At 59.2% G+C, this 12178-nt stretch carries 12 protein-coding genes; 5 read left to right on the forward strand and 7 right to left on the reverse strand.

Annotated elements, in window-relative coordinates; translation table 11 throughout:
* Positions 1-2624: carbamoyl-phosphate synthase large subunit (carB, locus tag R6T97_RS10305; RefSeq protein ID WP_410349208.1), on the reverse strand; the 2624-nt coding region annotated here is incomplete at its 3' end.
* A 184-nt stretch (positions 2625-2808) separates the two neighbouring features.
* Between carB and bchE the strand changes: the two genes are divergently transcribed.
* From bchE to aspS, 3 genes are read left to right on the forward strand one after another with little or no spacing between them, the layout of a single operon-like run.
* Entirely contained in the window at positions 2809-4473 is a 1665-nt protein-coding gene (gene bchE / locus R6T97_RS10310; RefSeq protein ID WP_410349209.1) for a magnesium-protoporphyrin IX monomethyl ester anaerobic oxidative cyclase, read from the forward strand.
* A complete protein-coding gene (gene bchJ / locus R6T97_RS10315; RefSeq protein WP_410349210.1) occupies positions 4442-5056 on the forward strand; it encodes a bacteriochlorophyll 4-vinyl reductase in 615 nt (204 codons plus the stop codon). The genes bchE and bchJ overlap by 32 nt, the downstream gene beginning before the upstream one ends.
* 56 nt (positions 5057-5112) lie before the next feature.
* A complete protein-coding gene (aspS, locus tag R6T97_RS10320; protein ID WP_410349211.1) occupies positions 5113-6981 on the forward strand; it encodes an aspartate--tRNA ligase in 1869 nt (622 codons plus the stop codon).
* Here the strand turns inward: aspS and R6T97_RS10325 are convergent.
* Positions 6978-7691 (reverse strand): response regulator, encoded by a 714-nt coding sequence (locus R6T97_RS10325; RefSeq protein ID WP_410349212.1) that lies wholly within the window; start codon positions 7689-7691, stop codon positions 6978-6980. The genes aspS and R6T97_RS10325 overlap by 4 nt on opposite strands.
* A gap of 127 nt (positions 7692-7818) precedes the next feature.
* Here R6T97_RS10325 and mce point away from each other — a divergent pair, with 127 nt between their 5' ends.
* Positions 7819-8223 carry a methylmalonyl-CoA epimerase gene (mce, locus tag R6T97_RS10330; protein ID WP_410349213.1) on the forward strand — a complete coding sequence of 135 codons (405 nt, stop codon included), beginning with the start codon at positions 7819-7821 and terminating at the stop codon, positions 8221-8223.
* A 64-nt stretch (positions 8224-8287) separates the two neighbouring features.
* Positions 8288-8575: a DUF1467 family protein gene (locus R6T97_RS10335; protein WP_410349214.1), complete on the forward strand. Its 288-nt coding sequence runs from the start codon at positions 8288-8290 to the stop codon at positions 8573-8575.
* Here the strand turns inward: R6T97_RS10335 and R6T97_RS10340 are convergent.
* The 5 genes from R6T97_RS10340 to trhA all read right to left on the reverse strand — a co-directional run bounded on the left by R6T97_RS10340 (position 8562) and on the right by trhA (position 11990).
* Complete coding sequence (locus tag R6T97_RS10340; RefSeq protein WP_410349215.1) at positions 8562-9251, reverse strand: EI24 domain-containing protein; 690 nt, start codon at positions 9249-9251, stop codon at positions 8562-8564. The two genes, R6T97_RS10335 and R6T97_RS10340, sit on opposite strands and share 14 nt — an antisense overlap.
* Positions 9248-9826, reverse strand: coding sequence for a nitroreductase (locus tag R6T97_RS10345; RefSeq protein WP_410349216.1), 579 nt, complete (start codon positions 9824-9826; stop codon positions 9248-9250). Before R6T97_RS10345 ends, R6T97_RS10340 begins: the two co-directional genes overlap by 4 nt.
* Positions 9827-9885: 59 nt before the next feature.
* Positions 9886-10983, reverse strand: a complete 1098-nt coding sequence (locus tag R6T97_RS10350; protein ID WP_410349217.1) for a class II histone deacetylase — start codon at positions 10981-10983, stop codon at positions 9886-9888.
* Between the two features lie 64 nt (positions 10984-11047).
* The gene (locus R6T97_RS10355; protein ID WP_410349218.1) at positions 11048-11281 is read right to left on the reverse strand and encodes a hypothetical protein; all 234 of its coding nucleotides are present in this window, start codon (positions 11279-11281) and stop codon (positions 11048-11050) included.
* 70 nt (positions 11282-11351) lie between these two features.
* Complete coding sequence (trhA, locus tag R6T97_RS10360) at positions 11352-11990, reverse strand: PAQR family membrane homeostasis protein TrhA (protein WP_410349219.1); 639 nt, start codon at positions 11988-11990, stop codon at positions 11352-11354.
* Positions 11991-12178: the final 188 nt, after the last annotated feature.

Here is a 12178-nt window from a genome sequence, read left to right on the forward strand (position 1 = left end):
GTGGCTTTCGCAACAAAAGGCACGGTGCGGGATGCGCGGGGGTTTACCTCGATCAGGTAGACGGTTTCGTCCTTCACGGCGAATTGGATGTTCATCAGGCCCACGACGTTGAGCGCCTTGGCCAGCGCCTCGGTCTGGATGCGAATCTCGGCGATCATGGCGTCGGACAACGAGTAGGGGGGCAGCGAACAAGCGCTGTCGCCAGAGTGCACCCCGGCCTCTTCGATGTGCTGCATGATGCCTGCAACATGGGTGGTGTTGCCGTCGGACAGGCAGTCGACATCGACTTCGACCGCACCCGAAAGGTAGCTGTCGAGCAGAACGGGACTGTCGCCCGAAACAACCACGGCGTCAGAGATATAGCGTTCCAGCTGTGCCTGATCGCGTACGATTTCCATAGCGCGCCCGCCGAGGACGTAAGACGGGCGGATCACCAGCGGGAAGCCGATATCCTTGGCGATTTCAAAGGCTTCCTGATCGGTCGATGCGATGCCGTTGTGCGGCTGTTTCAGGCCCAGTTTCTGCACAAGCTGCTGGAACCGCTCGCGGTCTTCGGCAAGGTCGATGGCGTCCGGCGTGGTGCCGAGGATCGGGATGCCTGCATCATGCAGCGCGTTGGCCAGTTTGAGCGGGGTCTGCCCGCCGAATTGCACGATCACACCGTGCAGGGTGCCGTTCTCCAGTTCGACCCGAAGGATTTCCATGACATGCTCGAACGTCAGCGGTTCGAAATAGAGCCGGTCGGAGGTGTCGTAATCGGTTGAAACCGTTTCGGGGTTGCAGTTGATCATGATGGTTTCGTAGCCCTGATCGGTCAGGGCGAAACAGGCGTGACAACAGCAGTAATCGAACTCGATCCCTTGTCCGATGCGGTTGGGGCCGCCGCCGAGGATGACCACTTTTTTACGGTCCGAGGGCCGCGCCTCACATTCCGCCTCGCCCATGACGGGGGATTCGTAGGTGGAGTACATGTAGGGTGTTTGCGCCTCGAATTCGGCGGCGCAGGTGTCGATCCGTTTGAACACGGCGTTGACGCCGAGGTTGTGGCGCGCGCGCCGCACCTGATCTTCGGCGCGGCCTGTCAATTTGGCAAGGCGTGCGTCGGTAAAGCCAAGCATCTTGACCGCACGCAGTCCGTGTTCTGTCAGGGGCAGGCCATTTTTGATGATGTTGGCTTCTTCTTCGATGATTTCGCGGATACGGGCAAGGAACCATGGATCGAACTTCGTCACGGCAAAGATGTCGTCGTCCGACAGGCCGTGCCGCATCGCCTGGGCGATGACGCGGATACGGTCGGGCGTCTGTTTCGCCAGCGCCTTGGTGATGGCGGCGGCATCGGGCGCGCCGGGGATGTCGATGTCGTCAAATCCGGTAAGGCCGGTTTCCATCGACGCCAGTGCCTTTTGCATGGACTCGTGGAAGGTGCGACCGATGGCCATCGCCTCGCCTACGGATTTCATCGCCGTTGTCAGATGCGGTTCGGAGCCCGGAAATTTCTCAAAGGCAAAGCGCGGAATTTTGGTGACGACATAGTCGATCGTCGGCTCGAAAGAGGCCGGAGTGACGCCGGTGATGTCGTTGTCCAATTCATCCAGCGTATAGCCTACTGCCAGTTTCGCCGCGATCTTGGCAATGGGGAAACCCGTTGCTTTGGATGCCAGCGCCGATGAGCGCGACACGCGCGGGTTCATTTCGATCACGACCATGCGCCCGTCCTCGGGGTTCACGGCCCATTGCACGTTGGACCCGCCCGTTTCGACCCCGATTTCGCGCAGCACATTAATGCTGTGGGTCCGCATGATCTGGTATTCCTTGTCCGTCAGGGTCAGTGCGGGTGCGACAGTGATCGAATCGCCGGTGTGCACGCCCATGGGGTCCACGTTTTCGATGGCGCAGACGATGATGGCGTTATCGGCCTTGTCGCGCACCACCTCCATTTCGAATTCTTTCCAGCCCAGAAGCGATTCATCGACAAGGATTTGACCGACGGGTGACGCCTCCATTCCGGTGCGGCAGTAGTATTCGTACTCTTCGCGATTGTAAGCGACGCCGCCGCCGGTGCCGCCCAAGGTGAACGCGGGGCGGATGATGGCGGGCAGGCCGACATATTCGATGGCCTCGATGGCCATCTGCAGGCCCGCTTTGATGTCGCGCTTGCCGTCCACTTCGGGGGCGGTGATGATCGTGGCCTTTGGGTTTTCGATGCCCAAACGGTCCATGGCTTCGCGGAACAGCTTGCGATCTTCTGCCATTTCAATGGCTTCGCGCTTGGCCCCGATCATTTCGACGCCGTATTTTTCCAGCACCCCCATGTCGGCAAGGGCCAGCGATGTGTTCAATCCGGTCTGCCCGCCCATCGTGGGAAGCAGCGCATCGGGGCGCTCTTTCTCGATGATCTTGGCGACGATTTCGGGTGTGATCGGTTCGATATAGGTGGCGTCCGCCAGCCCCGGATCGGTCATGATGGTCGCGGGGTTGGAGTTGACGAGAATAACGCGGTAACCCTCTTCGCGCAGCGCCTTGCAGGCTTGCGCGCCGGAGTAGTCGAACTCGCAGGCTTGGCCGATAATAATGGGCCCCGCGCCGATGATCATGATCGACTTTATGTCGGTACGTTTTGGCATGATAGGCCCCCAGAATATGCAAATCCTCGTGGGTTATAGGGATGGTGCGTCCGGGTGCAAGAGGGAGTTCACCTTTGTCCGGGAATTGATGGGCTTGGTGGTCGACAGCGGCGGATTTGATCTGTGTCAACAAAATCTGACACCCATGTGTGTAAATTAAATTAGACACATAAGGGAGTCGCCCATGCGCATTCTGTTCGTTCATCCAAATTACCGCTCGGGCGGGGCCGAAATTGCAGGCAGTTGGCCGCCGGCCTGGGTTGCTTATCTGACGGGCTCTTTGCGGCGTGTCGGGTTTGAGGATATTCATTTCATCGATGCAATGACGAATGATCTGTCGGATGATGATCTGGCTGAAAAAATCAGTGCGTTGCAGCCCGATGTGGTGGGTGTGACGGCGATTACCCCATCGATCTACAAGGCCGAAGAGGTGCTGCGGATCGCGCAGGAACAAGTCCCCGACGCCCTGCGGGTGATGGGCGGGGTCCATGCGACATTCATGTATAAACAGGTTCTGTCCGAGGCCCCTTGGGTGGATGTCATCGTGCGTGGTGAAGGCGAAGAGATCGTGACCGAGCTGATGTGCGCGGTCCGTGATGGCCGTTGGCCTGCGGAGAAACGGCAGATCAAGGGCCTTGCTTTTATTGATGGCGAAGAAATAGTCGCGACCCCCGCCGCCAGCACGGTCAAGGATCTGGACGGGATCGACCCGGACTGGACTATTCTGGAATGGGAGAAATACATCTACATTCCGCTGAACACGCGCGTCGCAATCCCCAACATGGCGCGCGGTTGCCCCTTTACCTGTTCGTTCTGTAGCCAGTGGAAATTCTGGCGTGATTACCGTGTGCGCGACCCCAAAAAGGTGGTCGACGAAATTGAACGTCTGGTGAATGAACAACAGGTCGGTTTCTTTATCCTTGCCGATGAGGAACCCACCATCAACCGCAAGAAATTCATCCAGTTCTGTGAAGAGCTGATTGCCCGTGGTTTGCCGGACAAGATAAAATGGGGGATCAACACGCGGGTCACGGATATCTACCGCGATCGCGACTTGCTCAAATTCTACCGCAAGGCCGGGTTGGTTCACGTCAGCCTGGGGACCGAGGCCGCCGCGCAGATGAAGCTGGACCAGTTCAACAAGGAAACCAAGGTTGAAGAAAACAAGGAGGCCATTCGCCTGCTGCGCGAGGCCGATATTCTGGTCGAGGCGCAGTTTATCGTCGGGCTGGACAATGAAACGCCCGAGACCCTGAACGAGACTTACAAGATGGCGTGGGACTGGCAGCCCGATCTGGCGAACTGGGCGATGTATACGCCTTGGCCTTTCACGCCGCTGTTTCAGGAATTGAAGGACAAGGTCGAGGTGTTCGACTTCAGCCGGTACAATTTTGTGACCCCTATCATGAAACCCGCCGCGATGACGCGGGGCGAATTGCTGGATGGTGTGATGAACAATTACCGCCGGTTTTATATGCGCAAGGCGCTGTTTCATTATCCGTGGCGCGGAACGGGGTTCCGGCGGCGCTATCTGCTGGGATGCCTCAAGGCTTTCATGAAGGCGGGATTTGCGCGGACCTTCTATGATCTGGGCAAGGTCGGGTACACCGGCCCGCAATCCAAGAACAACCTTGATTTCAAGTTCGACGAAACCCGCACCATCGCCGAGGCGCAGATGGATGATTGGGAAGCCAGCGCAGACAAGGCAGCCCGCGCCGCCGAGCGGCGTGCGGCTGTGAGGACGCAGGGCAAGGAACGCGCGCTGGCACGCAAAGCCGATTTCAAGATGCCTAATGGCACACAGGTAAAGGCCTGCGGTGGCGGGTCCGACCAAATGGAGGACGCCTAGGGATGCAAATCAGGCAACCGGACTGATCGGGCCGAATACGATCCTGCAACTGCTGCCGGTTCTGGAACGGGCAGGCGGCACCGATTTTCGCGACCGCGTGATGGCGGCGGCGGGTATCTTTGAAGCGCCCAATGATGAAGGGATGATCCCAGAAGGCCCTGCCGCGCGGGTGCATCAGGCATTGCGCGCGATCGAACCGGAAATGGCGCCTTCACTGGCCTGGGCGGCAGGAGAGCGGACGGCGCAGTATATTCTGGCGCGTCGTATCCCGCAGGCGGCGCAGCTTGTGTTGCAAATGTTGCCTGCCGGACTGGCAGGGCGGCTGTTGTCAAAGGCCATTGCCAGGCACGCCTGGACTTTTGCGGGCTCTGGCACGTTTCATCTGGCAGGCCCGCTGACGTTTGAAATTGCGGACAATCCGATTGTACTCGGCGAGGTCAGCGATGTGCCGCTGTGTCACTGGCACCGCGCGGTGTTCGAGGTACTTTTCGGCACGCTGGTTGATCCGCGTCTGCGCTGTGAAGAGCAGACCTGTTGTGCGATGGGGGCACCGGCCTGCCGGTTTGTTCTGAAACGCGGTTGACTTCACACAAGCAAAGATGTGTATCGGGCCGATAAATCGCCTTGAGGAATTGACCCATGCACGCCTACCGCAGCCACACCTGTGCCGAACTGACCGCCGCAAATGTCGGTGAAACCGTGCGTCTGTCGGGGTGGGTCAATCGGGTACGCGACCATGGTGGCATCCTGTTTATCGACTTGCGCGATCATTATGGCATCACGCAGGTGCTTTGCGATCCTGATTCAGCCGCTTTTGCCGATGTGGAAAAAGTGCGTTCCGAGTGGTGTATTCGCATTGACGGCGAAGTGAAGGCGCGTGATCCCGAATTGGTCAACGCCAAACTGCCGACCGGCGAAGTCGAGGTATTCATCCGCGCTATCGAAGTGTTGGGAGCGTCAAAAGAGCTGCCCTTGATGGTGTTTGGCGATCAGGAATACCCCGAGGAAACCCGCCTGAAGTACCGTTATCTGGACCTGCGCCGCGAGGCGATGCAGAACAACATGAAGCTGCGGTCCGATGTCGTGGCATCAATGCGCCGCCGGATGTGGGACATTGGCTTTCGCGAATACCAGACGCCGATCATTACCGCATCTTCGCCCGAAGGCGCGCGCGATTTTCTGGTGCCGTCGCGCCTGCACCCCGGCAAATTCTATGCGCTGCCGCAAGCCCCGCAGCAATTCAAACAGCTGATCATGGTGTCGGGCTATGACAAGTATTTCCAGATCGCGCCGTGTTTCCGCGATGAAGACCCGCGTGCCGACCGGTCGCCCACGGATTTCTACCAGCTTGACCTCGAGATGTCCTTTGTCGAACAGCAGGATGTCTTTGATACGATCCAGCCGGTGCTGACGGGAATTTTCGAAGACTTCGGCGGCGGGCGCAACGTCGACAAGGTCTGGCCGCAGATTTCGTATCGCGATGCGGCCCTGTGGTACGGCACCGACAAGCCCGACCTGCGCAACCCGATCAAGATGCAGGATGTATCAGACCATTTCCGCGGTTCCGGCTTTGCGATTTTCGCCAAATTGCTGGAGCAGGACGGCACCGAGGTTCGCGCTATTCCCGCGCCGCGCCGCAAGGGTGGCGAACCTGTCGGCCGCAAGTTCTGCGACCGGATGAATGCCTTTGCCCAGAAAGAGGGGCTGCCCGGCATGGGCTATATCTTCTGGCGCGAAAAGACTGCGGATGCGGTCGCGCAAGACTTGGGTATTTCGGTGAAAGAGGCGCAGGCCAAGATGAAGTCCGGTGAAGTTCACGGTGGCATGGAAGCCGCCGGACCTTTGGCCAAAAACATCGGGCCGGAACGGACCGAGGCAATCCGGGTGCAACTGGGCCTTGGTCTGGGCGACGCCGCATTCTTCCTCGGGGGCAAACCGTCCGCCTTCGAAGGTGTTGCCGGCAAGGCGCGCACCGTGATCGGTGACGAATTGGGCCTGACGGACCTGAACCGCTTTGCCTTTGCATGGATCGTGGACTTTCCGATTTATGAAAAGGATGACGAGACAGGCAAGATCGATTTTGAACACAACCCGTTTTCGATGCCGCAAGGCGGTATGGAGGCGCTGGAAGGCGATCCTTTGGATGTGCTGGGATATCAGTATGACCTGTCCTGCAACGGGTACGAGCTGGTATCGGGCGCGATCCGGAACCACAGGCCCGAAATCATGTTCAAGGCGTTTGAACTGGCCGGTTATGGCAAGGACGAGGTCGAAAAACGCTTTGGCGGCATGGTCAACGCGTTCCAGTACGGCGCACCACCCCACGGGGGCTGTGCGGCGGGGATCGACCGGATCGTGATGTTGCTGGCGGATGAGGCGAATATCCGCGAGGTCATCATGTTCCCGATGAACCAGCGCGCCGAAGATCTGATGATGGATGCCCCAAGCGAGCCGCAGAACGAACAGTTGCGCGAATTGCGCCTGCGCGTCCTGCCACTCGAAAGCTAAAGCGGCCCACCCGCGGCAAGACGTGTCTGCACCAACTGCGACAGTGCAATGACGCCTGCATCCGGGTTGCGGCCTGCACGCCGCAGCGTGGCCAGATGTGTGACCGCGGCATCGAGGTCATGGTCCTGCGCGCTTTTTGCGACGCCGCCCAGAAATTGCGTAACGTAATCGAGCGCCCCGTCGTCGTTGGGGTCGTCAAGGACCTGCGCAATATGGTTCAGATCATCGCGGTAGGCGATGGGATCGGGACGGATCGTTTCATCATGGGTGGCGCGTGGCGAGGGGGGCTGCCGGTCCACGGGCAGATGCGCGAGAATGGCGGATTGAAACGCCATCAGGCTTTGCACCGGCTTGGCGATGAAACCGTCCGCACCGGCCGCCAGAACCTGTGCGCTGTGGTCTTCGCCGCTCATCCCCAGCACGACCTTGATCCGGGGTGCGGCGTCCGTGGCGGTGCGGATGAGTGAAAGCCCCGATCCGTCAGGCAACCCCACATCCACCAAAAGAACGGTTGGACGGTAGATCGCCAGATGCCGCCGCGCATTTGACAGACTGTCGGCCCGCCTGATCCGCGCGCCCGATCGCAGGCACATCAGTCTGACGGCCTCGCTTGCGAAGCGGCTGTCCTCGACGACCAGTACGGTCAGGCCCAGCAGCGGGCGGCGTGCGGTGGGGGCACGGGTGAATAACAGATCGTCGAGCGTTTCCATTGTGATTCGTCCCTTTGTTCCAGCAACCTTATTGAAAGCACCGCAAGGTGAAGAGGCCGTTAACAGCATCGTTCGTTGCGCCCGCCATGCGCAAACGTCATAAAGTACAAAAAGAGGAGAAATGCTGATGATTGGCCGTCTGAACCATGTTGCGATTGCTGTTCCCGATCTGGAAGCGGCGAGCGCGCAATACCGCACAATGCTGGGCGCCGATGTGGGCCCGCCGCAGGCTGAACCGGATCACGGCGTGAAGGTCGTTTTCATCAACCTGCCCAATACCAAGATCGAACTGCTTTATCCGTTGGGCGAGGACTCTCCGATTCAGGGATTTCTTGATAAGAACCCGTCAGGGGGCATCCACCATATCTGCTATGAGGTGGATGATATTCTTGCCGCCCGTGATCATTTGCTGACTGAAGGCGCGCGCGTGCTGGGCAAGGGCGAACCCAAGATCGGCGCCCACGGCAAGCCAGTGCTTTTCCTGCACCCCAAGGACTTCAACGGCTGTCTGATAGAATTAGAGCAGGCCTAGCCCCTTGTTCTGACGCGCAATCGGCGTATCTGAACCTTAACCGCTTTGGATAAGGAATATTGTTTTGGGTCCCGTCTCCGGTCTCGTCCTCTTTGCTGTCATCTGGACAGTCGTCTTCTTCATCGTACTGCCCTTGCGCTTGGTCACCCAAGGCGAGGCCGGTGAAATTGTACCCGGCACACATGCGTCTTCACCCGCGAATTTCGATATTAAACGGAAAGCCAAGGTAACGACACTTTGGGCGCTGCCGATCTGGGTGATCGTTGCCGGCACGATCCTGACGGGGGCTATCTCGGTGCGCGACTTTGACTGGTTTGACAGGATGTCGACGCCGGAGGTCAGTCGCGACTGACCGCGTGAAAAAGATGGGTAAAGGTCGCGGCACCCAAAATCGGGATCACAAGATTAACCAGCGGAAATGAAAGCGGGACAGCCATCAGGCATCCTGCAAGCCAGATTTTTAACTGATGTTGCTTGCGCAGTTCCTTGGCGCGGGCCCGCCCGATCCGGCGCATTGCCGCCAGTTGGAAATATTCCTGTCCCAGCAGGAATCCGTTGAGCGCGTAGAAGATGAAGATCGCGGCGAACGGGAAGATTGCATAAAGAACGAAGGCAAAGATATTTGCCGCAATCAGCACAGCCAGAAAGTTCACCGTATCGCGCAACCCGTCCCAGAAGCTGACATGCGGCACATCCGGCAGGCTGGAAAAGTGTTTGTCCTCGACCGCCTGTGCCACTTCGTCCAGAAAGATGGATGTGATCGCCGAGGCGACCGGCACCATCAGAAAGATCGACATCACAATGATCAGGCCCAGCGAACCCCACCCCAAAAGATCGCCCACCCATGTTACTTCGCCGACGCCGGGCAGGGTGATGGGTTCTTCCGTCAGCCACTCGATCAGCCACAGAAGCCCCGCATAAAGCCCTATCAGCAAGGCAATCGTCAGACCGATGCCGCGCCACAAGACACTGCGAAACCGCGGGTCGGGCAGTTGCGCGATGGCTTTGAAAAACGATGCAAGGATCATCTCTCGGCCCATGTCGTGATGGCGTCCAGATCAGGGCGGGGGCGTTCGGGTGGTGCGCTTGTCTCTGTGCCCAGATGGATGAACCCCGCGACGGTTTCATGGTCTGCAAGGTCCAGTCCCTCGGTCACAAAGGTCCGGTCGTGGCTTGCCCAGCCTGACAGCCAGTTGGCACCCCAACCGGCGGCAAGTGCTGCATTGAGCAGCGCCAGACAAACGGCACCCGCAGAATAGACCTGTTCGATTTGCGGGATCTTGTCAGACGGTTTCGGGCTGCTGATGACGGCAACGGCCAGATCGGCGTTTGCGAATTGATCCTGTGCCTTGCCGCGTTTGTCGGGATCGATCCCCAAGGCGGCACCTCTCGCAGGGATCATGCCGGCCAGTCGTTGCAAGGCTGGTTTGCTCAGGACAATAAACCGCCAGGGCTCCAGCTTGCCGTGGTCGGGCGTGCGGGCGGCGGCGGTCAACAATGTTTCCAGCGTCACGCGGTCCGGCACCGGTGCCGTCAGCGTCTTGGCTGGCCGCGACCGGCGTGTCAGCAGAAAGTCGAGCGCTGCGGGATTTGGCGTGGGCATGGATGATCCTAACGTGGTTTCTTGGCAGATATGTGCAGGTAGGGGCAAAGACAACCGGATCAGAGTGCGGCTTCCATATCCGACAGCCATGCATTGACGAACGCATCAAACCGCGCATCAGGCTGGCGTAGCGGGAACACCTCGGCAAAAGGGTCGGGGGCGGTAATTGCGCTGCCCGCCATTTCCTGCAGCACATTGTGCCCGCAAAAGGGGACGTAGGTTTCCGAATACCCGCCTTCGTGCACCATCAGAAATTTGCCGTCACAGACATCCCGCGCCAGTGCCATCACCTGCCGGGTCATCATGGTAAAGGTTTCGGCCGTGGCCAGCATCCGCCCCAAAGGGTCGTTGGCGGCGGCATCGAAACCACAGGCGATGATCAGCACATCGGGTGCGAAATCGCGGATCGCGGGCAGTGCTAGACGTTCCATCGCAGCCAGATAGCCGCGGTGACCGGTGCCGGGGGGCAGCGGAATATTAAGGTTGAATCCGGTGCCTGCGCCGGTGCCGCGATCGGCAAAAGCGCCTGTATCCACGGGGTAATTGCGCTCTTGGTGCAGCGAAACTGTCAGCACATCGGCGCGGTCGTAGAATACCGCCTCGGTTCCATTGCCGTGATGCACATCCCAGTCGAGCACGGCGAAACGCCGGGCCAGACCAGCGGCCCTGGCCGCCTCGATCGCGATGCCGATGTTGTTGAGCAGGCAGAACCCGTTGGGGTAATCCGGAAGGCAATGGTGACCGGGCGGGCGGGACAGGGCATAGGCGTTGGCGACATCGCCCTGCAGCACGGCGGCCAGAGCCGCCTTTGCCAGTCCGGCGGACTGCGCCGCGAGGTCGTACCCACCGGGGCCAAAGGGTGTGCGGCGCCCCAATTCGCCGCCGCCGGCATCCGAAAGCGCTTTGAATTCGTCAAGATAATGCGCTGGATGCACACGCAGCAAGTCTTCGCGCGTTGCGGGTGCGGCACCTAGCATCGCGAGTTCTGCGGCCAGTCCCGTCACCTCGATCAGGTTCCTGAGCCGACGTTTTGTTTCAGGGCTTTCCGGCAAGCCACCCTGAAGCGGTTGCACCAGCCCCCCGACAGGCAACATGCCTGCGTAATTACCGCCACCGTGCCAGAAACACCGCTCGTCCCAGAAGAAACCTGTCGTCATCCCCGGCCCTGTCTTCTTATGTTCAAAAATACCTCCGCCGGAGGCTCCTGCAGGTGCCCCACGCTCAGGCCTTGCGCAATTGATAGATACCTTCCGGCAAATCCAGGGCCGCCTCAAGATCACGCAGCTGCGTGAGTGAAAGCGTAATCTGCACTACCTCGTCCTTGCGCGGATCATATTGGTTGATCGTCACGCAATCATCAAAGGCGTTGACGATCACATCTTCCCTGAGAGGGGCCTTGCCTTCGTCGACCAAGGTGACAACGGTGGCGTCATAGTCGTGTTCGATTGTAAACATGACACGATCCTAGCCCTGCGTTGGGATGGGTGCAATCGGCGCCTGTCGTAATCGGCGGGAAATTGGCAGCTTACACCATAGCCCCAGTGGCGATTGCGATGGCTGCAAAGAAACAGGCAGACGCGGCAACGACAAACCCGTGCCAGATCGCGATCGAGAACTTCATCGTTTCACTGGCGTAAAAGGGCACGCCAACTGTATAAAGCAGCCCGCCAATGGCGATCAGCATCATCGCTGAAACCGGAACAATCGGCCAAAGCGACCAGATCAGCGCAAGGCTGAGCCACCCCATGATCAGATAAAGCGCCGGTCCGAACCGCCCCGGTGCGCGCCAGAAAAACAGCTTGAGCACCATCCCGATCACCGCAAGCCCCCAGACGATGGCAAGAACCGCATAGGCAAAGCCGCTGCCGATCAGCACGACCAAAGGTGTGTAGGTGCCCGCAATCTTGAGATAGATCGCGGCGTGGTCAAAGCGGCGCAGGATCGGCCGTACGCTTTCCCATGGGGTCATGTGGTAGAAGGCCGACGCCACGAAGGTCGCGATCAGCGTCGCACCATAGATCGAAATTGCGGCGATCTGGCTTGCCGTCGCCTGCCCTGACGACCAGACAATCAAAACGACGGCACCCATGATAGCGCCAAGAACACCGACCGCATGCATTGTGCCATCGGCAATGCGTTCAGAGCGGGCGTATGTCGGATACATGGTCTTCACCTTGTTTATATATGACGACGGTAGCGGGATCACAGGGGGCGTCAAATGTTTCGTTGGGTCAGCGAGTGCCTTGGCAGATCCGGTCGCATCGCGCACACTTGGCTTCTAGCGCGAGAGGTTAACAAAGATGTGGCAACAGATATTGCGGGTGCGGCAAAGGGCAATCTGGTCTTGGGACG

Source organism: Yoonia sp., assembly GCF_046498525.1.
In the GTDB taxonomy this organism is placed as follows: Bacteria; Pseudomonadota; Alphaproteobacteria; order Rhodobacterales; family Rhodobacteraceae; genus Yoonia.

Coding starts and splice junctions, on each gene's coding strand:
- bchE (WP_410349209.1), top strand. CDS start 2,809: ATGCGCATTCTGTTCGTTCATCCAAATTACCGCTCGGGCGGGGCCGAA.
- aspS (WP_410349211.1), top strand. CDS start 5,113: ATGCACGCCTACCGCAGCCACACCTGTGCCGAACTGACCGCCGCAAAT.
- R6T97_RS10325 (WP_410349212.1), bottom strand. CDS start 7,691: ATGGAAACGCTCGACGATCTGTTATTCACCCGTGCCCCCACCGCACGC.
- mce (WP_410349213.1), top strand. CDS start 7,819: ATGATTGGCCGTCTGAACCATGTTGCGATTGCTGTTCCCGATCTGGAA.
- R6T97_RS10340 (WP_410349215.1), bottom strand. CDS start 9,251: ATGATCCTTGCATCGTTTTTCAAAGCCATCGCGCAACTGCCCGACCCG.
- R6T97_RS10345 (WP_410349216.1), bottom strand. CDS start 9,826: ATGCCCACGCCAAATCCCGCAGCGCTCGACTTTCTGCTGACACGCCGG.
- R6T97_RS10350 (WP_410349217.1), bottom strand. CDS start 10,983: ATGACGACAGGTTTCTTCTGGGACGAGCGGTGTTTCTGGCACGGTGGC.
- R6T97_RS10355 (WP_410349218.1), bottom strand. CDS start 11,281: ATGTTTACAATCGAACACGACTATGACGCCACCGTTGTCACCTTGGTC.
- trhA (WP_410349219.1), bottom strand. CDS start 11,990: ATGTATCCGACATACGCCCGCTCTGAACGCATTGCCGATGGCACAATG.